Source organism: Micromonospora arborensis (genome assembly GCF_003205615.1).
Taxonomy (GTDB): domain Bacteria; phylum Actinomycetota; class Actinomycetes; order Mycobacteriales; family Micromonosporaceae; genus Micromonospora; species Micromonospora arborensis.
In genome coordinates this window covers 171,459-197,637 of sequence record NZ_PYBV01000001.1, presented here as the reverse complement: position 1 = coordinate 197,637, position 26,179 = coordinate 171,459, and the positions used below count along the sequence as shown (strand labels likewise).

The 26,179-nt window shown below is 72.0% G+C and carries 26 protein-coding genes; 13 read left to right on the top strand and 13 right to left on the bottom strand.

What is annotated here, in order from left to right:
• Position 1: 1 nt before the first annotated feature.
• Complete coding sequence (locus C7C45_RS00915) at positions 2-811, top strand: Fpg/Nei family DNA glycosylase (RefSeq protein ID WP_110561668.1); 810 nt, start codon at positions 2-4, stop codon at positions 809-811.
• Positions 812-1,006: 195 nt separating this feature from the next.
• Here C7C45_RS00915 and C7C45_RS00910 read toward each other — a convergent pair whose 3' ends face one another.
• Positions 1,007-1,894, bottom strand: a complete 888-nt coding sequence (locus C7C45_RS00910) for an aminoglycoside phosphotransferase family protein (RefSeq protein ID WP_110561667.1) — start codon at positions 1,892-1,894, stop codon at positions 1,007-1,009.
• Positions 1,895-2,359: 465 nt separating this feature from the next.
• Here C7C45_RS00910 and C7C45_RS00905 point away from each other — a divergent pair, with 465 nt between their 5' ends.
• Together C7C45_RS00905 and C7C45_RS00900 are read left to right on the top strand one after the other, a co-directional pair.
• Complete coding sequence (locus C7C45_RS00905; protein WP_110561666.1) at positions 2,360-3,625, top strand: AGE family epimerase/isomerase; 1,266 nt, start codon at positions 2,360-2,362, stop codon at positions 3,623-3,625.
• Positions 3,622-4,575: a carbohydrate kinase family protein gene (locus C7C45_RS00900; protein WP_110561665.1), complete on the top strand. Its 954-nt coding sequence runs from the start codon at positions 3,622-3,624 to the stop codon at positions 4,573-4,575. The genes C7C45_RS00905 and C7C45_RS00900 overlap by 4 nt, the downstream gene beginning before the upstream one ends.
• A 210-nt stretch (positions 4,576-4,785) precedes the next feature.
• Here the strand turns inward: C7C45_RS00900 and C7C45_RS00895 are convergent, their stop codons facing one another.
• The 3 genes from C7C45_RS00895 to C7C45_RS00885 are packed head-to-tail and all read right to left on the bottom strand — an operon-like array spanning position 4,786 to position 8,384.
• Positions 4,786-5,817 (bottom strand): LacI family DNA-binding transcriptional regulator, encoded by a 1,032-nt coding sequence (locus tag C7C45_RS00895; RefSeq protein ID WP_425271100.1) that lies wholly within the window; start codon positions 5,815-5,817, stop codon positions 4,786-4,788.
• A 27-nt stretch (positions 5,818-5,844) separates the two neighbouring features.
• Positions 5,845-7,224, bottom strand: coding sequence for an FAD-dependent oxidoreductase (locus C7C45_RS00890; protein ID WP_110561664.1), 1,380 nt, complete (start codon positions 7,222-7,224; stop codon positions 5,845-5,847).
• 23 nt (positions 7,225-7,247) lie between these two features.
• The gene (locus C7C45_RS00885) at positions 7,248-8,384 is read right to left on the bottom strand and encodes a carboxylate-amine ligase (protein ID WP_110561663.1); all 1,137 of its coding nucleotides are present in this window, start codon (positions 8,382-8,384) and stop codon (positions 7,248-7,250) included.
• Positions 8,385-8,553: 169 nt separating this feature from the next.
• On the opposite strand from C7C45_RS00885, the gene C7C45_RS00880 reads away from it, so the two are divergent.
• Both C7C45_RS00880 and C7C45_RS00875 read left to right on the top strand, forming a co-directional pair.
• Positions 8,554-8,847 carry a DUF6412 domain-containing protein gene (locus tag C7C45_RS00880; protein WP_244200165.1) on the top strand — a complete coding sequence of 98 codons (294 nt, stop codon included), beginning with the start codon at positions 8,554-8,556 and terminating at the stop codon, positions 8,845-8,847.
• A gap of 102 nt (positions 8,848-8,949) precedes the next feature.
• A complete protein-coding gene (locus C7C45_RS00875; protein ID WP_110561662.1) occupies positions 8,950-9,705 on the top strand; it encodes a YidC/Oxa1 family membrane protein insertase in 756 nt (251 codons plus the stop codon).
• A 6-nt stretch (positions 9,706-9,711) separates the two neighbouring features.
• Here C7C45_RS00875 and C7C45_RS00870 read toward each other — a convergent pair whose 3' ends face one another.
• Entirely contained in the window at positions 9,712-10,383 is a 672-nt protein-coding gene (locus tag C7C45_RS00870; protein WP_110561661.1) for a DedA family protein, read from the bottom strand.
• Between the two features lie 71 nt (positions 10,384-10,454).
• Positions 10,455-10,649, bottom strand: a complete 195-nt coding sequence (locus tag C7C45_RS35645; protein ID WP_341866464.1) for a DUF1349 domain-containing protein — start codon at positions 10,647-10,649, stop codon at positions 10,455-10,457.
• A 48-nt stretch (positions 10,650-10,697) separates the two neighbouring features.
• On the opposite strand from C7C45_RS35645, the gene C7C45_RS00860 reads away from it, so the two are divergent.
• Positions 10,698-12,350, top strand: a complete 1,653-nt coding sequence (locus tag C7C45_RS00860; protein WP_110561660.1) for an alpha-amylase family protein — start codon at positions 10,698-10,700, stop codon at positions 12,348-12,350.
• A 43-nt stretch (positions 12,351-12,393) separates the two neighbouring features.
• A complete protein-coding gene (fabG, locus tag C7C45_RS00855; RefSeq protein ID WP_110561659.1) occupies positions 12,394-13,152 on the top strand; it encodes a 3-oxoacyl-ACP reductase FabG in 759 nt (252 codons plus the stop codon).
• A 54-nt stretch (positions 13,153-13,206) separates the two neighbouring features.
• Here fabG and C7C45_RS00850 read toward each other — a convergent pair whose 3' ends face one another.
• Both C7C45_RS00850 and C7C45_RS00845 read right to left on the bottom strand, forming a co-directional pair.
• Positions 13,207-13,623: a hypothetical protein gene (locus C7C45_RS00850; RefSeq protein WP_110561658.1), complete on the bottom strand. Its 417-nt coding sequence runs from the start codon at positions 13,621-13,623 to the stop codon at positions 13,207-13,209.
• Complete coding sequence (locus tag C7C45_RS00845) at positions 13,616-14,011, bottom strand: hypothetical protein (protein ID WP_110561657.1); 396 nt, start codon at positions 14,009-14,011, stop codon at positions 13,616-13,618. The genes C7C45_RS00850 and C7C45_RS00845 overlap by 8 nt, the downstream gene beginning before the upstream one ends.
• A 408-nt stretch (positions 14,012-14,419) precedes the next feature.
• On the opposite strand from C7C45_RS00845, the gene C7C45_RS00840 reads away from it, so the two are divergent.
• Positions 14,420-15,325 carry a Gfo/Idh/MocA family protein gene (locus tag C7C45_RS00840; RefSeq protein ID WP_167454596.1) on the top strand — a complete coding sequence of 302 codons (906 nt, stop codon included), beginning with the start codon at positions 14,420-14,422 and terminating at the stop codon, positions 15,323-15,325.
• A gap of 50 nt (positions 15,326-15,375) precedes the next feature.
• On the opposite strand, the gene C7C45_RS00835 is transcribed toward C7C45_RS00840, so the two are convergent.
• Positions 15,376-17,601, bottom strand: coding sequence for an outer membrane protein assembly factor BamB family protein (locus C7C45_RS00835; RefSeq protein ID WP_167454595.1), 2,226 nt, complete (start codon positions 17,599-17,601; stop codon positions 15,376-15,378).
• 151 nt (positions 17,602-17,752) lie between these two features.
• Positions 17,753-17,944 carry a DUF2795 domain-containing protein gene (locus tag C7C45_RS00830; protein WP_110561655.1) on the bottom strand — a complete coding sequence of 64 codons (192 nt, stop codon included), beginning with the start codon at positions 17,942-17,944 and terminating at the stop codon, positions 17,753-17,755.
• Between the two features lie 128 nt (positions 17,945-18,072).
• On the opposite strand from C7C45_RS00830, the gene C7C45_RS00825 reads away from it, so the two are divergent.
• Complete coding sequence (locus C7C45_RS00825) at positions 18,073-19,329, top strand: erythromycin esterase family protein (RefSeq protein WP_110561654.1); 1,257 nt, start codon at positions 18,073-18,075, stop codon at positions 19,327-19,329.
• A 52-nt stretch (positions 19,330-19,381) separates the two neighbouring features.
• On the opposite strand, the gene C7C45_RS00820 is transcribed toward C7C45_RS00825, so the two are convergent.
• The 3 genes from C7C45_RS00820 to C7C45_RS00810 all read right to left on the bottom strand — a co-directional run bounded on the left by C7C45_RS00820 (position 19,382) and on the right by C7C45_RS00810 (position 22,709).
• Positions 19,382-21,592 carry an MMPL family transporter gene (locus C7C45_RS00820; RefSeq protein WP_110561653.1) on the bottom strand — a complete coding sequence of 737 codons (2,211 nt, stop codon included), beginning with the start codon at positions 21,590-21,592 and terminating at the stop codon, positions 19,382-19,384.
• Complete coding sequence (locus C7C45_RS00815) at positions 21,592-22,179, bottom strand: TetR/AcrR family transcriptional regulator (protein ID WP_110561720.1); 588 nt, start codon at positions 22,177-22,179, stop codon at positions 21,592-21,594. Before C7C45_RS00815 ends, C7C45_RS00820 begins: the two co-directional genes overlap by 1 nt.
• Positions 22,180-22,277: 98 nt before the next feature.
• The gene (locus tag C7C45_RS00810) at positions 22,278-22,709 is read right to left on the bottom strand and encodes a winged helix-turn-helix transcriptional regulator (RefSeq protein ID WP_208641022.1); all 432 of its coding nucleotides are present in this window, start codon (positions 22,707-22,709) and stop codon (positions 22,278-22,280) included.
• Between the two features lie 77 nt (positions 22,710-22,786).
• Here C7C45_RS00810 and C7C45_RS00805 point away from each other — a divergent pair, with 77 nt between their 5' ends.
• The 4 genes from C7C45_RS00805 to C7C45_RS00790 are packed head-to-tail and all read left to right on the top strand — an operon-like array spanning position 22,787 to position 26,154.
• A complete protein-coding gene (locus C7C45_RS00805; RefSeq protein WP_208641021.1) occupies positions 22,787-24,271 on the top strand; it encodes an MFS transporter in 1,485 nt (494 codons plus the stop codon).
• A 31-nt stretch (positions 24,272-24,302) separates the two neighbouring features.
• Positions 24,303-25,262: a DNA polymerase domain-containing protein gene (locus C7C45_RS00800; protein WP_110561651.1), complete on the top strand. Its 960-nt coding sequence runs from the start codon at positions 24,303-24,305 to the stop codon at positions 25,260-25,262.
• Positions 25,263-25,288: 26 nt separating this feature from the next.
• Positions 25,289-25,738 (top strand): helix-turn-helix transcriptional regulator, encoded by a 450-nt coding sequence (locus C7C45_RS00795; protein ID WP_110561650.1) that lies wholly within the window; start codon positions 25,289-25,291, stop codon positions 25,736-25,738.
• Positions 25,739-25,743: 5 nt separating this feature from the next.
• Entirely contained in the window at positions 25,744-26,154 is a 411-nt protein-coding gene (locus C7C45_RS00790; RefSeq protein ID WP_110561718.1) for a VOC family protein, read from the top strand.
• Positions 26,155-26,179 lie beyond the last annotated feature (25 nt).

The window sequence follows — 26,179 nt, the reverse complement described above, 5'->3', positions numbered from 1 at the left end:
CGTGCCAGAGGGACATACGATCCACCGCCTGGCGGCCCGGCACGCCGAACTGTTCGCCGGGGACAAGGTGCACGCCGCCAGCCCACAGGGCCGCTTCGCCGAGAGCGCCGCCCGGCTCTCCGGGACCGTGCTCGAAGGCACCGAGGCGTACGGCAAGCACCTGCTGCACCACTACGCCGGTGAGCTGACGCTGCATGTGCACCTTGGGCTCTACGGCAAGTTCGCCGACGGGCCGGGGGAGCCGCCGGAACCGGTCGGCCAGGTGCGGCTGCGACTGGCCAGCGACCGGCACTGGCTGGACCTGCGCGGGCCCACCGCCTGCGAGCTGTTCACCCCAGCCGAGGTGGCCGCGCTGCGGGATCGCCTCGGGCCGGACCCGCTGCGCGCCGACGCGGACCCGGAGCGGGCGTACCGCAGGATCTCACGCAGCCCGACACCCCTGGCCGCGCTGCTGCTGGACCAGTCGGTGGTGGCCGGCACCGGCCTGATCTTCGTGACCGAGGCGCTGTTCCGGGCCGGGCTGCCGCCGACGATGCCGGGCCGGGGACTGACCCGTGCCGGCTGGGACGCGCTCTGGGCCGACCTGGTCGGGCTGATGCGGCTCGCGGTCGCGCACGGCCGGATCGACACGGTCCGCGACGCGCACCTACCGGAGGCGATGGGCCGGCCAGCCCGGGTGGACCGGCACGGTGGCGAGGTGTACGTCTACCGCCGCCCCGGAGTGCCCTGCCACGTCTGTGGCACCGAGATCAGCCGCGGCGAGCTGGCCGGACGCAACCTCTACTGGTGCCGTACCTGTCAGGGCAACTGAGCGCCCGCGCTTGATCGTGCCGGCGCTCGCGCTGCGCTTGGTCGTGCCGGCGCTCGCGCCGCGCTTGATCGTGCCGGCGCTCGCGCTGCGCTTGATCGTGCTGCAACCAGGAAAGAGTGGCCTCCCGGGCGGAGCAGACCACTACATCCTGGATCGAGCACGATCAAGGACGGCGCACGCGGGACGATTGATCGGTCAGCCCTCGTCGAGCAACCAGCGGACCACCTCGATCTGGTGCGGAAAGACGACCTCGTCGGCGATGCTCCAGGCCAACGTGTGCCCGATCGTCCAGCCCCGGACCCGCTCCCGGTCCAGCCCCAGCTCGGTGCTGAGCCGGTCCAGCCGGTGCCGGACGGCGGTCGGCGAGTGACCGAGCTCCCGACCGCGCACCATCGGCACGACGGAGAACTCCCGCTCGCCGGTCAGCGGCTTCGGGTCGATCGCCAGCCACGGTTCCCGCTCGGCGGCGAGCACGTTGCCGGCGTGCAGGTCCTGGTTGACCAGCACCTGCTCGCCCTGGCTCGACGCCAGACCGCCGAGCAGGGCGAGCGCTTCGTCGAGCAGCCGCCGCTCGTACGGCCGGCCGGCCCGTTCCCAGTTGCGGGGCATCCGGTCGACCCACCCGGCGGCCTCCTCGGCCAACGAGGTGAACGGCACGCCGGCCGGTCGCCACAGTCGGGGCAGCAGGTCGATCATCGCGTCCAACGCCCGGTCCAGCGGAACCTCGTGCAACCCGGTGCCGGGTTGGCAGCGCTCCACCAGCAGGGCACGTCGTTCGGGGTCGTGTGCGAGCAGCCGAATCGCCCCGACACCGTCCCAGTGGGCCAGCGCGTCGGCCTCGTGCTGGCTCTCCTCGTCCGGGTACTGGAGCTTCAGCACCGCCGCCGTGCCGTCGGGCAGGTCCGCTGGGAGCGCCAGCGAGGCGTACGCGTACCGGAAGGGCGGGCCGAGTCGCAGCGACCAGCGCTCGGTGCACTCGGCCAGCCAGGTCGGGAGTGTGGCCAGCCACCCTCGGCCGGCCGGTGACCCGCGTACCCAGTCAAGCCCCTCGGGCAGTTCCACCACCTGTCCATCCTGGAGCATCCACCGCGCTGCCGTGGGGCGGCACCGCCCAGCCTCGTCCATGGTCAGGGAACGTTGCGGACGCGTGCGCGCCACAGGTCGTCCTGTCCGGGGGCAGCAGCGTGGACCGCCATCTGATCCTCATGCTCGAGGGTCTGCGTGCCGGCCCGGACCTTCAGGGCCTTTCCTCCGCCGAGATCGGTCTGGCCGACCTCGGGGGCGCGTGATGGACGCCTTGATGGCCAGCCGGCGTGCGGTGTGACGCAACTGGGATTGACAGTCGACCGACTGTCAGAGCAGGGTTGGGAAGTGACAACGATGTCAACGGGCAAAAGGGAGGAAAACGTACTCATGATCCTCTCCGTTGTGCACCCGGCGTGGCCGGTCGGTGCGCGGCGTACCGTTGGCGGGTTTTCCGGCGCGGACCTGCTCCGTGCGCCGATCCTGGCCGTATGTTCCTTCCCTACCCAACGGTGACCAGCTGAGATGACCGACGTGCCCCGATCCGACGCTGAAACGACCCCTGCTCCGGCTGGGTCGCCCGACCTCCCTGATCTGGACGAGTTCCTCGCCGACCAGACCCGCACACTGCTCGACACGGCCCGCCGCTCGGTCCGACCCGAGGGCGGCTTCTGGTGGCTGACCGACGACCGCACCCCGGACCGGGGCGAAGCGGTGCACCTCTGGATCACCTGCCGGATGACCCACGTGGCCGCGCTCGCCCACCGCAACGGCGATCCGGACGCCGCTGCCCTGGTCGACCACGGAATCGCCGCGCTCAGCACACTGCTGCGCGACGACCGGTACGGCGGCTGGTTCAGCGCCGTGGACCAGCAGGGCACGCCCGTCGACGACCGCAAGGCCGGCTACGACCACGCGTTCGTGCTGCTCGCCGCGTCCAGCGCGGTGCGCGCCGGACGGCCCGGCGCGGACGAGTTGCTCGCCGACGCGCAGGCCGTGGTGCGGGACCGGTTCTGGGACGCCGAAGTCGGCGCGGTCCGCGAATCGTGGAACCGGGACTGGACGGTCACCGAGGACTACCGCGGCGCGAACAGCAGCATGCACATGGTCGAGGCGTTCCTCGCCGCTGCCGCCGCCACCGGCGACGCGAGCTGGGCCGACCGGGCCCTGCAGATCGCCACCCACCTCGTGCACACCGAGGCCACCCGGCACGACTGGCGGCTGCCCGAGCACTACACGGCCGACTGGACACCACTGCTCGACTACAACCGGGACCAGCCCGCAGACCCGTTCCGGCCGTACGGCTCGACGATGGGCCACTGGTTGGAGTGGGCCCGGCTGCTGCTGGAACTGGAGGCGGTCCTGCCGCAGCCACCACGCTGGCTCCTCGCCGACGCCCGTAGCCTGTTCGCCGCCGCCGTGCGCCGCGGCTGGGCGGTCGACGGTGCCGACGGCTTCGTCTACACGATCGACTGGGACGACCGGCCGGTGGTGCGCTCGCGGATGCACTGGGTGCTCGCCGAGGCCATCGGGGCGGCCGTCACTCTGCACCGCCGCACCGGGGACGCGGTCTACGCCGACTGGTACCGGATCTTCTGGGCGTACGCCCGCCGCTACCTGATCGACTCCACCGGATGGCGGCACGAGCTGGACGTGCAGAACCTGCCCGCCGACACGGTCTGGCACGGCCGGCCGGACGTCTATCACGCGTACCAGGCGGTGCTGCTGTCCCGTTCGGCCGACGGGCTCGGTGGCCCTGGCCCGCTCGCGCCGGGCACGGTGATCGCATGATCGTGGTCGCGGGTGAGGCACTCATCGACCTGGTGGTCACCGCCGTTGGGCAGCGGGCCGTGCCGGGTGGATCCCCGGCGAACGTGGCGGTCACCCTGGCCCGGCTCGACCAGCCGGTACGGCTGCTGGCCCGGCTCGGCGCCGACGAGTACGGCCGGCAACTCGCCGAGTACCTCAGCGCCAACCGGGTGGACCTGGAGTGGGCGGTGCGCGCCGAGGAGCCCACCTCGGTGGCGGTCGCCACGTTGGACGCCAGCGGGCAGGCCAGCTACGAGTTCCGGCTCGCCGGCACGGCGGACTGGCAGTGGACGCCGTCGGAACTGCCCGAGCTGGCCGGGACCGCGGTGACCGCACTGCACACCGGGTCCCTCGCGCTCGCGCTGGCGCCCGGCGGGCAGGTGCTGGAGGACCTGCTCGACCGCGAACGCCGCCGCGACAGCCGCACCATCTCGATCGACCTCAACCTGCGTCCGAGCATCGTCACGGACCGGGCGGCGGAGCAGGCGAGGGTACGCCGCCAGGTGCCCCTCGCGCACCTGGTCAAGGCCAGCGACGAGGATCTGGCCTGGCTCTACCCGGACCGGTCGGTCGCCGAGGTGATGGCCGAATGGCGCGAGGTCGGGGTGTCCTGCGCCGTGGTGACCCGGGGTGGGGACGGCGCGTTGCTGCTCGCCCCGGACGGGTCGCTGCACGAGGAACCGGCGGTACGCACCACCGTCGTCGACACCGTCGGCGCAGGCGACTCGTTCACCGGCGGTCTGCTGGCCGCGCTGACCGACCTCGACGCGCTCGGCGACCGGCCGGCCGCCCGGCTCGCCGCGGTGACCGAGCCGCAGTGGCGTGCGGTGCTGCGGCAGGCCGCCACGGTGGCCGCCCTGACCTGCGGCCGCCAGGGCGCCGACCCGCCCACCCGCGCCGAGCTCGACGCCCTGCTCAACCCCGCGATCTGACCCCGCCCCCCGCGATCTGACCCCGCCCCCCGCGATCTGACCCCGCCCCCCGCGAGCTGCACCCGACCCCCGCGATCTTGCACTATCTGTCCCGACAAAGGGCGCAATCCGCGCCAACCGTCGACCGAAAGTGCAAGATCGCGGGGGCGGGGCGGGGCGGGGCGGGGCGGGGCGGGGCGGGCGGGCGGGGCGGGGTGCGCGGGGGTGGGGTTAGCGGTTTTGGGGTGGGGTCAGGCCTCGGGGTCGCAGGCTGGTGGGGAGCACGACGGTGGACGGTGGGGAGTCGTCGTCGCCGGCGATCCGCTGGAACAGCCGCTCGGCGGCCACCCGTGCCAGCTCCCGGGTGTCGTAGGCGACGACGGTCAGCGGCCGGGGCATCAGGTGGGCCAGTTCGAAATCGTCGAAACCGACAAGCGCGGCGTCACTGCCGCGCCGGTGCAGCTCCTGAAGCGCGCCGACGGTGAGCCGGTTGTTGGCGCAGAAGAAAGCGGTGGGCGGGTCCGGCAGGTCGAGCAGCGCGGCGACCGCCCGCCCCGCCTCCTCGGGAGCGATGAGCCGGTCGCGCACCAGCGATTCGTCCGGCTCGACCCCGGCCGCGGCCAGTGCCGCCCGCGCCCCGGCCAGCCGCTCGCGGATGGTGGGCACACTCGGCGCGCCGAGCAGGAGACCAACCCGTCGGTGCCCCTCGTTGAGCAGGGCGGTGACCGCAGCGTGGCTGCCACCTCGGTTGTCCAGGAGCACGGCGTCGGCCAGCAGCCCCTGCGGCGGCCGGTCCAGGAACACCACCGGCATGCCCAACTCGACCTCGCGGCGCAGGAACGAGTGGTCGAGGCCCGCCGGCACCACCAGCAGCCCGTCGACCCGGCGCTGGGTGAAATCCTGGAGGACGGCGCGTTCCCGCTCCGGGTCCTCCTCCGACGAAGCGGTGATCAGCATGGTGCCGTGGGCGGCCGCGATCTCGGCGGCGACGCTCGCGATGGTCGCGTAGAACGGGTTGGCGATCTCCTCGATGAGCAGCCCGATCGTGGCGTTGAGCTGCCGGGACCGCAGATTACGAGCGATGTCGTTGCGCCGGAAGCCCAACTCGGCGATGGCGGCCAGCACCCGGCCGACCAACTCCTGCCCCACCGGCTCGTCGTTGACCACCCGGGAAACCGTCTTCAAGCTGACCCCGGCGTGCCGGGCCACGTCGACCATCGTCGGGCGCCGACGCACCGTCGGCCGGGTCGGGGTCTGCGTCACAGGGTGGTCCTCCAGGGTGGGCGCCGGTCAGCGGTCGAGGGCGGCGAGCGCGTCGACCGCTTTCCGGGCGGCGACGAGCACCGGGTCCCACACCGGCGCGTACGGCGGAGCGTAGCCCAGGTCGAGTGACGTCATATCGTCCACCGTCATGCCGTTCCAGAGTGCCACGGCAAGCGCGTCGATCCGTTTGGCCGCCTCGGACCAACCGACGATCTGCGCACCGAGCAACCGGCCGCTGGGCCGCTCGGCGATCAACTTGACGGTCATCGGCCGGGCACCGGGGTAGTAGCCGGCCCGGTTCGTCGACTCGGCCACCACCGAGATGAAGTCGAACCCGGCCCGGGTGGCCTCCCGCTCCCGCAGGCCCGTCCGACCCACCTCCAGGTCGCAGACCTTCGTCACCGCCGTGCCGATCACGCCGGTGAAGGTGGCGTACCCGCCGCCGATGTTGATCCCCGCCGCGCGACCCTGCTTGTTGGCGTGCGTGCCCAGCGGCACGTGCACCGGCATCCCGCTGACCCGGTGCAGCGTCTCCACGCAGTCGCCGGCCGCCCAGACGCCGGGCAGCTCGGCCACCCGCATCCGGCGGTCCACCCGGATCCCGCCGGTCGGCCCGATCGGGAACCCGGCAGCCTCGGCGAGCCCGGTGTTCGGGCGTACCCCCAGACCCAGGACCACGACGTCGGTCGGAATCGGCCCCTCGGCCGTGACCACCGCGGACACCCGGCCGTCCCGCTGCTCCAGACCGGTCACGGGCAGGTCGGTACGGATCTGGATGCCCAGGCCGCGCATCGCGTCGGCGACCAACTCGGCCATGTCGCCGTCCACCGTCGCCATGGGCTGGCTACCCGCCTCGACCAGGGTCACGGAGAGATCGCGTTGGATCAGCGCCTCGGCGATCTCGACGCCGATGTACCCGCCACCGACCACCACAGCCCGGCGCGGCCGTGGCTCAGCCTCCAGCCAGTCGCGCAGCGCCGCCCCGTCGTCGAGGGTCTGCATGCCGAACACGCCGTTCGCGTCCGTGTCCGCCCAGGGCGGCTTCACCGGCACCGCGCCGGCCGCGTACACCAGGTCGTCGAAACGCTCGCGGACCTCGCCGCCGTGTTCCAGGTCCCGGGCGACCACCTCGCGGCGGTCCAGGTCGATGGCCGTGACCTCGTGTCGCATCCGTACGTCCATCGCGTACTTCGTGCGGAACGTCTCCGGATCCCGGGCGATCAGATCGTCCGGGCCGGACACCAGCCCGCTGATCCAGTACGGGATGCCGCACGCCGAGTAGGAGGTGAAGTGGCCTCGCTCGAAGACCACGATCTCCAGGTCGGCCCGGTCGCGGCGGCGTCGAGCCTGGGACGCCGTCGACATGCCGGCGGCATCCCCGCCGATGACGATCAGCCGTTGCGCCACGGGTTCATCCTGTCATGCGGTGATCAGTCGCGGGTCTGCCGCGCGACGTCCTGCACCACGTCGGTGAGCCGCCCGGTGCGGGCGTACACCGCGCGCTGCCGGGCCGCCCCGCTGCCGTGCCGACGCAACCCGCCCAGCAGGTCGGTCACCTCGGCCCAGTCGCCGTGCTGCTCCAGCTCCGGTCGCAGTCGATCCACGAACTCGTCCAGCAGCTCCCAGGCCGGGCGCAGCTCGCCGGTGGTGACGTCGACGGCTTCGCCTTCCAGGCCGTCGTGCGCGGCCCTCCAGTGCGCGCCGACGAGCAGGTGGTGGTCGGTCCGCAACGCCGGACGGCCGGCGTCGACATCGGCCCTGGCGGTGGCCACCAGAGCCCGGACCAGCGCGGCGACCAGGACCGCGTCGTCCACCGAGGGACAGACGTCACCGATGCGCAGCTCCACCGTCGGGTACTTCGCCGACAGGCGGGCGTACCAGTAGAGCATCCCCTCGTCGAGCATCACCCCGCTGGAGATCAACTGGCGGATCAGCCGCTGGTAGTGCTCGTGCGACTCCAACCACGGCGTCGGCGCCACCGAGGGCCAGCGCTCCCACTCCACGGAGCGCCAACTGGCATATCCGGTGTCTTCACCTCGGGCGAACGGGGAGTTGGTCGTCATCGCGTGCAGCAGCGGCAGCCAGGGCCGCACGTGGTTGAGCACCTGCACGCCGGTCTCCGGGTCGGGGACGCCCACGTGCACGTGCATGCCGTTGTTGCCGGGCCCGGGGACGAGCAGCCGGAACCGCTCGATCATCCGGTCGAAGCGTGGCTTGTCCACCACCGGCGGCACCGGGCCGTCCACCGGGCCGGTGCCGATGGCGAGCAGGCGTACGCCGGCCCGCTCGGCGGCGTCGGCGAGCGCGCGACGCAGCACGCCGAGGGAGTGCCGGATCGACGACAGCTCCAGGCCGGGCGGGCTGCCGATCTCGATCTGGCTGGTTTGGAACTCCCGCTCCACCTGACCGCGCAACTCGGCCGGCACCTGCTCCATGACCAGGTCGACGGCCGGGACCGCGGCCCCGGTGTGCGGGTCGACGAGCAGGAACTCCTCCTCGACACCCACGGTGAGCAAACCGGTCGCCGCAGCCATCTCGCTGGGCGCCTCCGCCACCTGGCCGGTCATGACACCACCGTCCGTTCCTGCCGTTCGCGGTCCGTCCGCGTCGGTCCGCTGTTTGGTTACCCAACGTGGCGATACCGGGAAACGTGTCGGCACGCCGTCGTCGCCGTGCCGACCAGGTCGGCCGGTCGATTCGACCGGGCGGCGTGACACCGGGTCATATGCTGAGCCCGTGCCGGTGCCGCTGGGCTTTCTCTGGGTCGCGTGGATCTACGCGTTCGCCCAGTTCACCCTGCTCGCGGGCCGGCCGATCGACCTGCTCGCGGGCGCCGCGCTGACCGCCCTGGTGCTGCTCGCCGTGGTGCTGGCGGCGCGGGTGCTCAGCCGTTCGGGTGCGCCCGGACCCGGGCCGCGCTGGGCGGGCTTGCGGGCCCGATCCCGTGGTCGGCGAGTCCCCCGGCAGATCGACCCGGACGCCGCCGGTCGACCTCGTCCCCGCGCCCCCGGGCACCCCTCGGCCGCGTAGCGCCACGCCGCCACGCGGCCGATCCCGCCGTCACCGGTCCCCCCTGTCGAGGCGACGCCGCCCGGGGGAGGACCCCACCGGAATCGGACCGAGGGGTTTTCCATGCTTGCCTTCGCACCACTGAGCGGCGCTGTCGGCGCTGCCGGCACCGCACTGTCCTGGCTCACCGACCTGCTCGAACCATTGGCCGGCACGATGGCGACCGCCGCCGCCATCGTGCTCTTCACCATCGCCGTCCGGCTGCTGATCTCGCCGCTCACCGTCGCGCAGGTCCGCGGCGAGCGGCGCCGCGCGGCGCTCGCCCCGCAGGTGCGTGACCTCCAGCAGCGGTACGCCGACGACCCGGCGACGCTTCAGCGCGAGGTGTTCGCGTTGTACCGGAGCGCGGGCGCCAACCCGATCACCGGCTGCCTGCCGTTGCTGATCCAGGCGCCGTTCCTGCTGGTCCTGTACCGGTTGTTCGCCACGAACGAGGGCGGCACCGGGCTGCTGGACGAGCGGCTTGCCGGGGTCCCGCTGGGCCACCACCTCAGCGACGGGGTGACGGGGGCGGCCGGTCCGCTCTTCGCCGTACTGCTCGCCGTGCTGCTGGCGGTGGCCTGGTGGTCGTCGCGGCGGGCCCGCCGGGCTGCTGCGGCCGTCGGCACGGTGGCCGGTACGCCCACCGAGGGGCCGGGCGCGGCTGTGCTCGGCCGACTGCTGCCCCTGCTGCCGTTCACGACGGTGCTGGTGGCGCTGGTGCTGCCGCTCGCCGCGCTGATCTACCTGGTGACCACGAGCACGTGGTCGGCGATCGAGCAGGCGGTCCTCCGGCGACCGCAGGCGGTCGCGCCGCGCCCGCTGGACAGAAACGTCTGACGCGAATCAGCGGCCGGCGGTCACCGACCGCCGGTCGTCGCGTTCCCGGCGTCGGCGGACCTTACGGATCACCCAACTGACCACCATGACGACGAAGACCGCGACGATCGCGTAGTTGAACCAGTCGCTGTAGCGGGCCACGTCCTGCCACTGGTTGCCGAGCAGGTAGCCGGCCCCGACGATGAGACCGTTCCACGCCCCGCTGCCGATGGTGGTGAGCAGGATGAACTCGCCCAGCGGCATCCGGTTGGCCCCGGCCGGCACGGAGACCAGACTCCGGACCACCGGCACCACCCGGCCGATCAGCACCGCCCACCGGCCGTGCCGCTCGAACCAGCGGTCGGCCCTCTCCAGGTCGTCGCTGTCCACCAACGGGATGCGATCCAGCCAACGCTTGAGCCGCTCCTCGCCGAGCGCCGCGCCGAGCCAGTAGAGCACCAACGCGCCGACCAGCGAGCCGGCCGTCGCGGCCAGCACCACGACCACCACGTTGAACTGGCCCTCGTGAGCCAGGAAGCCGGCGAGCGCCAGCACGATCTCGCTGGGGATCGGCGGGACGATGCTCTCCAGCGCCACCAGCAGCGCCACGCCGACCGGGCCCATCACCTCGATCACGGAGGCCACCCAACCGGTCAACCCGGTGAACTCGGACGGGTCGCCAGTCGGGGCGTACGCCATGGTCGTCCTTCCGGTCGGCTGTCGGGGGATCGGGTGGTCATACCCACTGGCGTCCCGCCCACACCTGCCGCTCAGTGCTCCGGGTGCAGCGCGGTGTCCGCCGGCCCCTGCCGCCAGCCGGTGAACACCACGCTCAGGCCGGCGCGAGACGGCGCGCAGCAGAACGGGCCGGCCATCGACTCGGCCGTCGGGTCCAGCGGGGTGAGCCGGACCAGTCGCCAGGGCTCGTCGTCGGCCCGGGCGCGGTAACCATTCGAGGCCGCCAGCCGCCGGACGGGTTTGCCGTAGTGATCGTTCGGAGAAGTTTCTTGCGCATGGGTGACCGTTGGTATTCCGAAGCCGTCGTCTACTGCCTCGACATCGACACGTACGCCGACTCCGACGGCGACGGGGTCGGTGACATCCGTGGGTTGATCGGGAGGTTGGACTACCTGGCCCGGCTCGGGGTGACCTGCCTGTGGCTGCACCCGATCCACCCGTCGCCCAACCGTGACGACGGTTACGACGCGACCGACTTCTACAACGTGGACCCGCGCTTCGGCACCCTGGGCGACTTCGCCGAGCTCCTGCACCAGGCGGAGAACCGGGGCATCCGCGTGATCATCGACCTGGTGGTCAACCACACCTCCGACCAGCACCCGTGGTTCCAGTCCGCCCGGTCCTCGCCGGACTCTCCGTACCGCGACTGGTTCGTCTGGTCCGAGACCGAGCCGGACGACCGGCACCAGGGGATGGTCTTCCCCGGTGAGCAGAACGAGACCTGGAGCTACGACCGGACCGCCAAGGCGTGGTTCTACCACCGGTTCTACAAGTTCCAGCCGGATCTCAACTTCGCCAACCCGCAGGTCCGCGCGGAGATCAAGAAGATCATGTCGTTCTGGCTCCAGCTCGGCGTCTCCGGCTTCCGGATGGACGCGGTGCCGTTCATCATCGAGTTGACCGAGCCGGGCAACCCGAACTCTCCGAAGGACTTCGAGTTCCTCACCGAGATGCGCCAGCACGTGCAGTGGCGGCGCGGCGACGCGGTCCTGCTGGCCGAGGCGAACGTCGAGCCGGACCAGCTACCGACGTTCTTCGGCGACGCCAGCGGCTCCGGCAACCGGATCCACATGCTCTTCGACTTCATGCTCAACGGTCGGCTCATGCTCGCCCTGGCCCGGCAGGACCCGGAGTCGTTGATCGAGGCGTTGCGCGACACCCCGAAGTTGCCCGTCGGCGGGCAGTGGGCCACCTTCCTGCGCAACCACGACGAGATCGACCTGTCCCGGCTGACCACCGAACAACGCAACGAGGTGTACGCGCAGTTCGGCCCGGACGAGAGCATGCGCATCTACGACCGGGGCATCCGGCGCAGGCTCGCCCCGATGCTCGGCAACGACCGGCGGCGCATCGAGTTGGCGTATGCCCTGCAGTTCTCCATGCGCGGCACGCCGGTGCTGCGCTACGGCGAGGAGATCGGGATGGGCGAGGACCTGTCGCTGCCCGGCCGGGAGGCGATTCGTACCCCGATGCAGTGGTCGTTCCAGCCGAATGCCGGCTTCTCCACGGCGGAGGAGGAGAAGCTGGTCCGCCCGGTGATCGACAAGGGTGAGTTCGGCTACCAGACCGTCAACGTCACCGCCCAGCGCAGCGACTCCAAGTCGCTGCTCGCCTGGTTCGAGCGCATGATCCGCACGCTGCGCGAGGCCCCCGAGATCGGCTCCGGCTCGACCACCCACATCGACGTGACGATGCCGGCCGGCGTGCTGGCGCACCGGGCGGACGGGCCGACCGGCACCATGGTCTTCCTGCACAACCTGGGCACCGACGACGTCGAGGTGGACCTCAGCACCCTTGAGCCGGAGGCCGACCTGCCGATCGACGTGCTCGCCGACCGTGGTTACGGCGAGTTGGGCAAGCTCGGCGCGGTGAAGGTTTCCGGGCACGGATACCGGTGGATTCGCCTATGCCGGGGTCGGGGGTTCTGACGTTAAGCTCCTCCGATCGACCCCACGTTACCGGGAGGTAATCATGTCGGAGGAGCCCCGCGTCGCCATCGTCACCGGAGCCGCACGCGGTATCGGCGCGGCCACCGCCCGGCGGCTGGCCGCCGACGGGATGGCCGTCGCCGTGGTCGACATCGAGGAGGCGGCGACCAAGGAGACGGTGGACGCCATCGCCGGCGCCGGTGGCCGGGCGCTCGGTGTGGGTGCCGACGTCTCCGACCGGGACCAGGTCGAGGCGGCGGTGACCCGGGTCGCCGCCGAACTGGGCGCACCCACCGTGCTGGTCAACAACGCCGGTGTGCTCCGCGACAACCTGCTGTTCAAGATGACCAACGCCGACTGGGACACGGTGATGGGGGTGCACCTGCGCGGGGCGTTCCTGTTCAGCCAGGCCGCTCAGAAGCACATGGTGGACCGTCGGTGGGGGCGGATCGTCAACCTCTCCAGCACCTCCGCCCTGGGCAACCGCGGCCAGGCGAACTACGCCGCCGCCAAGGCCGGTCTGCAGGGCTTCACCAAGACACTCGCCATCGAGTTGGGGCCGTTCGGGGTGACCGTCAACGCGGTCGCGCCCGGCTTCATCGTCACCGACATGACGGCGGCCACCGCCGCCCGGATGAAGGTCGACTTCGACGACTTCCAGAAGCACGCCGCGGCCGAGATCCCGGTCCGTCGCCCGGGGCGGCCGGAGGACGTCGCGCACACCATTTCGTTCCTGACGAGCGAGGGTGCCGGTTTCGTCTCCGGGCAGGTCATCTACGTCGCCGGCGGTCCACGGGACTGACCCGCACACCGACGAGGGTGCTCCTTCGTGCAGGGGGACGCCCTCGTCGCCGGGTCAGGCTGGGGAGCGGCGGGTGCGCCAGAGCCAGATCAGACCGAGCACCGGCAGCACCAGCGGGATGTAGCCGTACCCGCTGCCGAACTGCGACCAGACCGTCTCGTCCGGGAAGAGTTCCTTGTCGACGAGGCTCAGGATCCCGACCACGACCACCCCGACCAGTTCCACCGAGCAGCACGCCAGCGCGACCCGTCGGCCGGTGTGCCCGGCGCGGGCCAACCCCACCGCCGCCACGATGTAGATGAGTGCGGCCACCCCGGAGAGCAGGTACGCCACCGGCGCCTCGTCGAACTTGGTGGCGATCTGCAGACCGGCCCGGCTGGTCGCCGCGATGGCGAAGAGCAGGTAGACCGCGATCAGCAAGCGGCCCGGGCCGGCGTTCGTGGCGCGTCCCGCCGGTCGTGTCTCAACCACCGAGCACCTCCCAGGTCTGCTGCAACCGGAGCACCACCACCGGGGCCACCAGGCAGACCGCACAGACGATCGCCGAACCCCAACGGGTCGGTTCCATCCGGGCCAGCACCCAGGCCAGCGGCGGCAGGCACACCAGCGTGACCAGATAGCCGAAGAAGGCGCCGGGCTCACCGGGCCGGTCGCCACCGCCGACGGCGACCAGGGCCAGCACGCTCAACACCAGCAGCGCCACTTCGAGGACGCCCAGGCCGATGAACTGCACCCGGTCCGGCGGCCGGTGGCGTACCGCCGCCACCAGCGCCCACACCGCGACGAGCAGCGACAGCACGATCGATGCCGTCGCCAGGACCCCGTCCACCGGCGAGTTGGCCGCCGCCGCGCTGGTCATCGGCCCCACCTGGTCGTCACCTCGGTCACCGGCACAGCCTACTAACCGTCGTAGTAAACGACTGACCCCGCCTCGGCACCACCGACGCGTCCCACCGTCGGAGTGTCCGGCGCTCGCTGTAGAGCTGCCCCGCGAGTGGGGCGGGTTGGGGAGCGTGGGTGGTGTTCCGTGCGTGCGGGCGGGGCCGGGACCGCGCTGGGGGCCGGCGGGTGGGGCGGGTCGGGGAGCGTGCGTGGTGCCCCACATCTGGGGCAGCTCTACAGGCACTGGCTGCACCACGTCACGCCCGAGCGGCACGGACGTGAGCTGCTCCGGTTGGTCGACCCGCCGCCGATGCCCCTGGTGCGGCGACTAGCGTGGATCACGTCCGCGGCGTTGCCGCGGCGGGGGTAAAAGGTGGAGGTACACGTGCTGCGGTTCGGCTTGTTCGGCACCGGTCACTGGGCGATCGAGACGCACGGAAAGGCGTTGCACGCGCATCCGGACGCGGAGTTGGTCGGGGTGTGGGGGCGTAACCCGGAGCGAGCCTCCGCGCTGGCCGAGCGGTACGGGGTGCCCGCCTTCGCCGACGTGGACGCGCTGATCGAGGAGTGCGAGGCGGTCGCCGTCGCCCTGCCGCCGGACATCCAGGCCGACATCGCGGTCCGGGCGGCCGCCGCCGGCCGGCACTTGCTGCTGGACAAGCCGCTGGCGCTCAGCGTGGCCGACGCCGACCGGGTCGTGGCCGCCGCCGAGGAGTCCGGGGTCGCCTCGGTCGTCTTCTTCACCCAGCGGTTCCAGCCGAACGTGACCGCCTTCCTCGCCGCCACCGCTGCCGCCGGGGGCTGGCAGCACGGTCGGACCACCGCATTTGCCTCGATCTTCCAGGACGGCAGCCCGTACGGCGGCTCGTTGTGGCGCCGGGAGCACGGCGCGCTCTGGGACATCGCCCCGCACGCGCTCTCCATCCTCCTGCCGGTGCTGGGCCGGGTGACCCAGGTGGCGGCGATGGATGGGCCGAGCGGGATGGTGCACCTGCTGCTCACCCACGAGGGAGGCGCCACCAGCAGCGCCTCGCTCTCCCTGGACGCCCCGACCGAGTCGATGGCCCGGGAGTTCGTTTTCTACGGCGAGAACGGCATCGAAACCGTCCCGTTCGGCGAGAACGACGCCGCCACCGCGTTCGGCGTCGCGATCGACCAGCTCGTCGAGCAGGTGCGGGCCGGCACCCGGGACCACCGCTGCGACGTCCGCTTCGGCCGCGAGGTCGTCGGCATCCTTGCCGCCGCCGAAACCGCCCGCGCCGAATCCCGTACCGTCACCGTCCCTGCCTGACGGACGGCAGCCGGGCGGGACCCCTTTGACGAGGGGCCCCGCCCTGGCACTCAGGCGAGGTCGACGCCGCGTACCCGGCCGTTCTGGTCGGCGGCCACCAGTTGACCGTCGACCAGCACCGGCGTGGAGAAGCTGTAGCCGGTGCCGAGCTTCACCAGCCGGTCCAGTCGACCGGTGTTCAGGTCCAACGCGCCGACCTGGCTGTTGACACCCAGCACCCAGGCGGTGTCGCCGTCGATGACCGCACCGGAGTTGAAGACCGGGAAGCCCAGCTGGGTCTGCCAGCGGGTCGCACCGCTCACCGCGTCGACGAGCAGCGTCGCGCCGCGCTCCTGGATCAGCAGCAGCGCGGTCGACCCGCCGACCGTCGCCAGTCGCGGGCCGGCGTACATCGACGAGCCCGGCACCGACCAGAGCGTGGTACCGGTCGCCCGGTCCAGACCCCACGTCGCGGAGACCGAGGAGACCACCACGGGACCGTTCGGCACCAGCACGGTCCGGTCGTCCCACGGGCCGTAGAGCAGGGCCGCGTTCGGGTCCGTCGTCGCCCGGGTGGTGAAGGCCCAGAGCGGGGCACCGGTCCGGGCATCGAACGCGTGGGCGCGGGCGTCACCCGCACCGACGTACACCCGCTCGCCGTCGCAGGCGGGCCGGCCGGCGGCGAACCCGCCGATCGCCGCGCGCCAGCGCTCCCGGCCGGTGGCCGGGTCCAGCGCGAGCAGCGTCGTGCCGGCCGCCACCAGGAGCACACCCATGCCGTCGATCCGGGCCAGCGAGGGCGTGGAGAGGACCGGTTCGGCGGTACGGACCTGCCAGCGACGCCGACCTGTTCCGGCGTCCAGCGCGGTCACCGTGTGGTCGGCGCCGGGGACGAAGACCGTCGAGTCGGCGATCACCGGTTCGCGGTAGACCGGACCGTTCCGGACCGTCCACCGCTGCTTCGCCCGCCCGTGTCGCATCGACCAGGCGGTGACGACGCCGCCGGTCGAGCCCGCCACCACCAGGTCGCCAGCGGTGCTCAGCCCGCCCTGCACCGCGCCGTCCAGAGCGGTCTCCCAGACCACCCGGGGGCCGGCGCCGGCGAGCTGCACCGTGCGGACGGAGTCCCACCAGCTCCCGTCGGAGGCGACCGCGCGCAGCCGCACCTGATGGGTGCCCGGGGGCAGGGCCGTGGCGTCCAGCGAGGTCTGCCAGTGCGCCCCGGCGCGGGTCAGCTCGGTGAAGGGGGTGTTGACGGTGCCGCTGAAGCCGGTCTCCGCCACCACGTGGGCGCGTACGGCCACCGGGGTGTTCCGACCGAAGGTGGCCCGGACGGCGAATGCCGCCCCGGCGGCGGAGACCTGGACGGTGGCCGGCTCGACGTCGGCGCCCGGCCCCGCGCCGGTCAGCGGGACGGTCGCCACCGTCGTGGTGGTGGTGCCGCCGGTGGCGAGCAGGTCGACCCGGGTCACCACGAGCTGCGGCTCGCCGCGCCCGTCGTTCGTGCGCTCGGTCCAGTAGTAGTGCGGGCTGTCCTTCACCGCCTTCAGGGTGATCTCGACCAGACCGTTCATCGGCCGTACCGCCTCGGCGTGCACATGCCCGGCGAAGACCACCCGTACGTCGTACCGCTCGACCAGTTCGAGGAAGCGGTCCTGGTCGTCGGCGTAGTACCAGGCGTCCCCGACCGGGTGGTGCTGGAAGATCACGATGGGGGTGTTCTTCCGGACCCGGCGCAGGTCCTTCTCCAGCCAGTCCAGCAGGGCCCCGCCGAAGTGGCCCGGCTCCTGCAGCAGCATCGTCGGGTCGAGCGCGACCACGTGCACGCCGCAGACGTCGAATGACTGCTGGCTGGCACCGAAGGCCCGGTGGTACTCCTCCTTGGCCGAGACGTCCCACCGCACCTCGTGGTTACCGGGGGTGTAGTGGATGCGGCCCGCGAGTTCCGCCGGGACGGTCGACTGGTAGAGCGCGACCTGTGCGGGCGAGCCGGAGTCGGTGATGTCTCCGCAGTGCAGCACCGCCGCCGGGTCGCGTTCGGCGATGGCCTGGAACACGGCCCGCATGGTGTCGGTACGGGCCGGCGCGGTGGGGTTGAGGTGGGTGTCGGAGACCAGGGCGAACCCCTGCGGGGCCTGCGGGTGGGGCTTGCCGGGAGGCGCGGGAGGTCCGGCGGGCGCGGCGGACGCGGAGGTCGCGAGCAGACCGGGCGCGGTCAGGGTGCCGAGCGTGACGCCGGCCGCGCCGAGGAGCAGGCGCCGGCTGACAGCCGGATCGTTGCTGTGTGGAGTGGGCATTGTGGTCCTTACCTGGGTCACCGACATCCCTTCGAAGGAAGTGGATGTTGATCATGAAAGGTAGCGACCCAGGGCGAATTCGCGTCGACATGCACGCGACCTCGCCGTGTAGACCCGTCAGAGTTTCAGCAACGAACTGACCTCGACCAGGTCAGGAGAGGGTGGTCAGCGCGGCGTTCAGCTCGTCCGGTGAGTCGAACTGCTCCGCCGGCAACGCCTGCAACATCTGCAACATCGCCGTGCTTGCCCCGTTCTCCTGCCCCCAGCGGACCAGGTCCTCCCGGGAGACCGGGTAGTCGAGCCCGGCCAGGTACTCCTGCAACTGAACCCCGGTGACGGTCATGTCGGCCGGCTACCCGCTCGCGCTGGGCGTACACCGTCCGGACCGGCCCGCACGACGGCCCGGCGGCCGGCGTGTCGGGCCGTGACGCGCCCACGGTTTGCCGCAGCGGCGGTCGGGTAGCCGCTGGCATGCTGGTTCAGCGGCTCGGCGCGCCGAGCGACTTCGACCCGTTGCTGGAGCGCGTTCGGGACGCCCGGGTGGTGATGATCGGCGAGTCCACCCACGGCAGTTACGACTACTACCGGCTGCGTGAGCAGCTCACCCGCCGGTTGATCGCGGAGTGCGGCTTCTCTTTCGTCGCCGTTGAGGGCGACTGGCCGGACTGTGACCGGGTGCACCGTTCGGTGACCGCCGCGCCGGGCGGCGCACTCGAGCCGCAACTCGCGCTCGAGCAGTTCGAGCGGTGGCCGACCTGGATGTGGGCCAACGCCGAGGTGGCCCGGTTCGCCAGTTGGCTGCGGGCCTGGAATGTGGAGCGTCCGGAGGATCAGCGCGCCGGGTTCCACGGGCTCGACGTGTACAGCCTCTGGGAGTCGATGCAGGCGATCTTCGACTACCTGGGGGAGGAGGACCCGACGTCGCTGGAGGCGGCGCAGGACGCGTACCGCTGCTTCGAGCCGTACGGCAAGAGGGTCGAGGAGTACGGCGCGGCCAGCCGGTTCGTCTCCGCCCGTTGCGAGGAGGAGGTCGTCCGGCTACTCGCCCGGACCCGCGAACACGCCCTCAACGACGGTCCGGATCGCTTCTCGGCCTGGCAGAACGCGGAGGTGGTGGCCGGCGCGGAGCGCTACTACCGGGCGATGGTGGCCGGCGGGCCGGACTCGTGGAACATCCGGGACACCCACATGCAGGACACGTTGGATCGGCTACTGGACCGGTACGGCCCGGAAGCCCGAGGCATCGTCTGGGCGCACAACACGCACGTCGGGGATGCCCGGGCCACCGACATGGCCGCGGACGGGATGGTCAACATTGGTCAGTTGGCCCGGGAACGGCACGGTGACGACGCGGTGGCCCTGATCGGCTTCGGTAGCTACCGGGGCACGGTGATCGCCGCTCCCCGGTGGGGGTCGCCTCCCGAGTCGATGGTGGTGCCGCCGGCCCGGCAGGGGTCGGTCGAGCGGCGGTTGCACGAACTGATGCCGGAGCGAGCGGTGCTGATCTTCGGCGGGGACGACCAGCCAGGCTGGGTGACCGACACCGCGGACCACCGGGCGATCGGGGTCGTCTACGACCCGTCCTTCGAGTCCTGGGGCAACTACGTGCCGACGCGGCTGGGTGACCGCTACGACGCCTTCATCTGGTGCGACGAAACCACCGCCCTGCACCCGCTGCAGGTCCCGGCAGCCCCCGGCGAGATGGAGACCTACCCAGCAGGCGTCTGACGTAGTGGAGGTGTGGCACCCTCGGGCACCACACCTCCACTGTCGGTTGGGGTCAGACGTGCGTCGGGGTGCGGTCTTCCAGGTGGGTGCGGAGGCCTTCGCCTTCGATGTCGACGTTGGGGAGAGCGCGGTTGAGCCACCTCGGCAGCCACCAGGCGCGGTCGCCGAGCAGCGACATCACCGCCGGGACGATGGTCATCCGGACCACGAACGCGTCGATGGCGACACCGATGGCGAGCGCGAAGCCCATCGACTTGATCACCGGGTCCTCCAGGAAGACGAAGCCCCCGAAGACCGAGATCATGATCAGTGCGGCGGCCGTGACCACGCGCGCGCCGTGTCCCATGCCGCTGATGGTGGCCTGCCGGGCGGACTTGCCGTGTACGAAGTCCTCCCGCATCCGGGACACCAGGAACACCTCGTAGTCCATCGCGAGCCCGAACAGGATGCCGATCAGCAGGATCGGCAGGAAGCTGATCAGCGGGCCCGGCGTGTCCAGTCCGACCAGGTCGGCGAGGTGTCCCTGCTGGAAGACCGCCACCGTGATGCCGAACGTGGCGGCGACGGTGAGCAGGAAGCCCAGCGCGGCCTTGACCGGCACCAGCAGCGAGCGGAACACCAGCATCAGCAGCAGTACCGACAGCCCGACCACCAGCAGCAGGTAGATCGGTAGCGCGTCGGAGAGCTTCTCGGAGACGTCGATGCCGATCGCGGTGACGCCGGTGAGGAGCACGTCCGCGTCGCGGATCCCGCCGACCGAGCCGCGGATGTCGTGGACCAGGGTTTCGGTGGCCTCGTCGGTCGGGCCGGTCTTCGGGATCACGCCGAGCAGCGCGGTCCGGCCGTCCGGGCTGAGCTGGGCCGGCGCGACCGCGAGAACATTCTTGGTGCGCTGCACCAGCGCGGTCACCTGCGGCACGGCGGCCGAGGTGGCCTGTGGCGTGTCACCGGCGACCACGACCGCGAGCCGGCCGGTGAAGCCCGCTCCGAAACCCTCGGTGGTCAGGTCGTTCGCCACCCGGGCGGGTGAGCCGACGGCCGCCGTCGAGGCGCCCGGCAGAGCCAGCCGCATGTCCGGCGTGGGCAGCGCGAGCAGGCCCAGGCCGAGCAGGCCGACCAGGATGACCGGTACGCGGAATCGGGTGACCAGCCGCGCCCAGCGGAACCCGAACCGGGACTGGTCCTCGGTCGCGGTGTCCGTCTGCTGGGCCGGTGCGGTGGTGCCGGCAACCGTGTCGTCGGTGGCGACGGCGCGCAGCCGACGGGGGAGTACCCGGCGACCGGCGAAGCCGAGCAGTGCCGGCTGGAGGGTGATCGCGACGAGGACCGCGACGGTGACGGTGCCGGCGGCGGCGAGACCCATCACGGTGAGGAACGGAATGTCCACCACGGCAAGCCCGGCCAGCGCGATGACCACGGTGGCGCCCGCGAAGACCACCGCGGAGCCGGCGGTGCCCACGGCCCGGCCGACCGCTTCCTCCGGGGACAGGCCGTCGAGCAGGTTCTGCCGGTGCCGGGAGGTGATGAACAGCGAATAGTCGATACCGACCGCGAGGCCGAGCATCAGCGCCAGGATCGGGGCGGTGCTGGTGAGCTGGACGGCGCCGCTCAGCGCGAACAGCCCGGCCATTCCGGCGCCCACGCCGATCAGCGCGTTGAGCATGGTCATTCCGGCCGCGACGAGTGAGCCGAACGTGATGATCAGGACGATCGCGGCGACGAGTACGCCGAGCGCCTCGGTGGAGCCGATCTCCGGCTCGCCACCCAGCACCTCGCCACCCGGGGCGACCTGCCAACCCTGTGCCCTGGCCGAAGCGCCAACCTGCTCGTACGCGGTGCGCTGCGCGTCGGTCACGTCGTCCCCGCCGGTCGCGAACTGGACCTGGACCAGCGCGTACCGGCCGTTGGGCGTGACCGCGCCGACCTGGAACGGGTTGACCGCGCCGACCACGCCGGGCAGTGCCGAGGCCTGCTGGACGAGCTCCTGCACCACGGCCTGGCCCTGCGGGGTGGTCAGTTGGCCGTCAGCGGGTGCCTTGATCGTGATGGTGCCGGTGGCGCCGCTGGCCGCGGGGAACTGCTCGGTCAGCAGGTCGAGCGCGCGCTGGCTCTCGGTGCCGGGCATGGTGAAGTTGCTCGCCGTCGGGCCGCGCAGGGTCGCCGCGGCCAGGCCGGCGACGACGAGTACGACGAGCCAGAGCGCGACGACGAGCCGTCGCCGGCGCAACGCGCCCCGGCCGAGCCGGTAGAGCAGGGTGGCCATCAGGAGTCCTTGTCCTCGGTCGTGGGTTGTCGGGGCAGGTGTGCGTCGACGGGTTCGATGGCCCGCCGGACGAGGGTGAGCAGGGCGGCGCGCAACTCGTCGTCGGGGATGTCGACGAACTCGGCGCATGCCTCGGAGATGCCGGCGAGCAGCACGAGCGCGGCGATCCGGGGTCCCGGCCGGTCGGAGTGCCCGGCCAACGCGTCCCGCAGCCGTTCGGAGATCCGCTGGATGTGCGCGAAGGGTGGCTGGCACAGCAGCTCCGGGAACTCGCCGCGCAGCACCGCGATCTCGCGTCGGAACCGGACCGCGAGGTCGACGAAGCCGGTTGCGGCGACCTCCTGGGCGGCCGCGCCGGTCAGGTCGGTGAGTTGGTCGTCGAGGTCCTGCAGCACGGCGATGGCCGGTGCCATCAGCTCGGCGAGCAGGGCTTCCTTGTTGGCGAAGTGGTAGAGCACGGTGGCCTTGGAGCAGCCGACCTCGCGGGCGATGTCCTGCAGGGAGGTGCCCCGGTAGCCGGTCACCGCGAATCGTCGCGCCGCCGCGGCGAGGATCTCGCCGTGCGTTTCGGACACCGCTCTCGCCATCATCGGTCCACCCCCGCAGACCAGCATGCCTGACCGATCGGTCAGACCCTGACCGATCGGTCAGACGGAAGCGGTGGCGTTCACCACACCCGGCGGTGCTATCCGGTGTGCTCGGCGTCGTACCTGGTCCGCGCCTCGGCGATGGCCCGGCGGTGGCGCTCGGCCCAGGTGGTCAGCGCCACCAGCGACTCGTACAGCTCCAGTGCCATCGGGGTGGCGGTGTACTCGACCTTGGGCGGAACGGTCGGGTAGACCGTGCGGTGCAACAGGCCGTCCCGTTCCAGGTTGCGCAGCGTCAGCGTGAGCATTCGGCGGCTGATCCCCTCGATGTGCCGCTCCAACTCGGTGAAGCGCACCGGCCCGTGGGAGGCGGCCACCAGAACGCCGATGCTCCACTTCCCGCCGACCCGGTCGAGCACCTCGCGGACGGTGCACGCCCGAGCCTGACCCGGGGTGAACGGCACGTTTTCGGCCGCGCAGGCCAGCTCGGTCTCGATCGGCGCGGACACATCGCTGTTCCTCTGGGACATCAAAGTGCCTCCTTCCGCTCCGGTCCATGGTCACAGACGATGACCTCGGTAACAAATCGTGCACCAAGGAGGGGTTCATGGACCGCGTCGTTCCGTCCCGCTGGCCAGCGCTGCTCGTACTCTGCGCCGGCAGCCTGATGATCATCCTGGATGGCACCGTCGTGGCGGTGGCGCTGCCCGCCGTGCAACGCGATCTGGGCTTCACCGCGGCTGGCCTGGCGTGGGTGGTCAACGCCTACCTCGTCGCGTTCGGCGGGCTGCTGCTGCTCGCCGGCCGACTCGGCGACCTGCTCGGCCGGCGGGGGGTCTTCCTGGCCGGCGTCGCGCTGTTCACCCTGGCCTCACTGGCCTGCGCCGTTGCCACCGGGCCGGCCCTGCTGGTGCTCGCGCGGTTCGGCCAGGGCGTCGGCGGGGCGCTGGCCATGGCGGTCAGCCTCGGCATGATCGTCCGGCTCTATCCCGAACCGGCCGAGCGTGCCCGCGCCATCGCCGTCTTCAGCTTCACCGGCGCGGCCGGTGCGTCGGTCGGCACCGTCGCCGGCGGGGTGCTCACCGAGGTGGCCGGGTGGCGGGCGATCTTCCTGGTCAACCTGCCGATCGGGGCGGCCATCCTGCTCGCGGCCGTCCGCAGGCTCCCCGCCGAACGGGGGATCGGCCTGCGGGCCGGCCTGGACCTGCCCGGCGCGCTACTCGCCACCGCCGGTCTGATGGCCGCCGTGCTGGGCATCGTGGGGACGGGCGAGCACGGCTGGACCAGCCCCCGAACCCTCGGCGCGGTGGCCCTCGCGGCGTTGCTGCTCGGCGGGTTCGCGCTACGTCAACGGGTCGCGGCGACCCCGCTGCTGCCGGCGCGAGTGCTGCGGGTTCCGGGTCTGGTGGCGGCGAACGCCGTGCAGTTCCTCATGATCTGCGCGTACTTCGGTTTCCAGTTCCTGCTCGCCGTGGAACTGCAACTGGTGCTCGGGCTGGACGCGGCCGCGACCGGCTGGGCCTTCCTGCCCACCCCGGTCGTGATCGCGGTGGTGTCGCTCGGCCTGGCCGGTCGGCTGATCGCCCGCTGGGGGGCCCGGACCATGCTGCTGGCCGGGCTCGGCCTGGCAGCCATCGGCTTCCTGCTGCTCGCCCGGCTGCCCGCCGACGGTGCCTACGTCGCCGACGTACTCCCCGCGATGCTGGTCTTCGGGGTGGCCGGCGGTCTGACCCTGCCGGCCGTCACCACCCTGGCCATGGCCGGCGCGACCGACGCGGACGCCGGGCTCGCCTCCGGCCTGGCTAACACCACCCAGCAGATCGGCGGCGCGGTCGGCCTGGCCGCGCTGGCCACCCTGGCCGCCGCTCGCAGTGACGGCCTGCGGGCCGCCGGCTGGACCGAGACTGCCGCGCTGGCCGGCGGCTACCGGACGGCGTTCGCCGTGGCTGCCGGACTCGTGCTGGCCGCGTTGCTGGTCGCGCTGACCACCCTGCACCGACGCTCGGCCGGGCCGTCGTCGGCCGCCGATCCGTCCGGCACGGCCGCGGTGGGTACCGGAGTCGATCCGTACCAAAGCGCCGCGTCCAGTTGACCGACGGCAGCGAGGCCGGGAGGGTGGTCGGGTGAGCGAGGCTGACGAGACCCGGGACGGCGTGGCCCTGACCAACCTGGACCAGCCGCTGTCCGACCGCGATGACGCGACCAAGCGTGACCTGGTGGACTACCTCGACGCGGTCAGTGCGCGGATCCTCCCGCAGTTGCGGGGCCGGCCGCTGTCGGTGATCCGGGTCCGCCCCGGCCAGCCGCCGTTCATGCAGAAGAACCTGCCCCGCTACACCCCGGACTGGGTCCGCCGGGTGCCGGTCTGGGCCGAGGCGTCGCAGCGGGAGATCTCGTACGCGCTCTGCGACGACCGGCGCACCCTGCTCTGGTTCGCCAACCAGCGGGCGGTCGAGTACCACCCGACACTGGCCACCGCGGCGGACCCGCACCGTCCAACCCACCTGGTGCTCGACCTGGACCCGCCGGAGGGCGACGGCTTCCGCGCGGCGGTTGGCGCAGCCCTGCTGGTCCGCCAGGCCCTCGCCGATGCCGGTCTGGCCGGTGCGGTCAAGACCAGCGGCGCCAAGGGCGTGCACGTCTTCGTCCCGGTGGCCGACGAGCCCACGGCGGAGGAGTTGGCCGCCGCCACCCGGGCGCTCGCCGTCCGCGCCGAGCGGCTCGACCCGGCGCTGGCCACCACGGCGTACATCAAGGAGGACCGGGGTGGCCGGGTCTTCGTGGACGCGACCCGTGCCGGCGGGGCGACCGTGGCGGCGGCGTACAGCCCTCGACTTCGCCCCGGGACGCCGGTCTCCTTCCCGGTCGACTGGGCCGACCTGACCGAGGTGGCCCCCGCCGACTTCACCATCCGGACCGCGCCGGCGCTGCTCGGTGACGGTGATCCGTGGGCCGCGCTGATGCCGGCGCCGCAGCCGCTCCCGGCTGACCTGGTGGCCGAGGGCCGGACCATCCCGGTGGCCCGGGTGCAGGCCATGCACGAGGGAAAGCGCCGGGCCCGCGCCCGGCGGCAGGCCGATTGACGGGGGGTTGTGGCACGATTTTCCAGGTGACCAGCAAACCCGACGCGACGCAGCGACTCAGCGACCTCGCGCGGCTGCGCCGGGTCCGCGACCGGATCGACCGGGAGTACGCGTCTCCGCTGGACGTCGAGGCGCTCGCCCGGGGCGCGCACATGTCGTCCGGGCACCTCAGCCGCGAGTTCCGGCTCGCCTATGGCGAATCTCCGTACAGCTATCTCATGACGCGGCGGATCGAGCGGGCGATGGCGCTGTTGCGTCGTGGCGACCTGAGTGTCACCGAGGTCTGTTTCGCGGTCGGCTGTTCGTCGTTGGGCACTTTCAGCACCCGCTTCACCGAGCTGGTCGGCGTGCCGCCCAGCGTCTACCGCCGCCAGTCGGCGCAGGCGACGGCGGGGATGCCATCCTGCCTGGCGAAGCAGGTGACCAGACCGATCAGGAATCGAGAAGCGCAGGTCACGAGGTCGCAACTAGCGTGACGGCCATGGACATCACCATTCACTCGAGTTTCCTTCCGCACACCGACCCCGACGCCTCCCTGGCCTTCTACCGCGACACCCTCGGTTTCGAGGTGCGCAACGATGTCGGCTACGGCGGGATGCGCTGGATCACGGTCGGGCCCGCCGGCCAGCCCACGACGTCGATCGTCCTGCACCCGCCGGCCGCCACCCCCGGCATCACCGACGACGAGCGCCAGACCATTCTCGAACTGGTCACCAAGGGCAGCTACTTCGGCGTGAACCTGGCCACCCCCGACCTCGACGCCACCTTCGCCAAGCTGGAGGCCAGCGACGCCGAGGTCGTCCAGGAGCCGACCGAGCAGCCGTACGGCGTACGCGACTGTGCCTTCCGGGACCCCGCAGGCAATATGGTCCGCATCCAGGAACTGCGCTGACATTCCGGCACGACAGATGGAGACA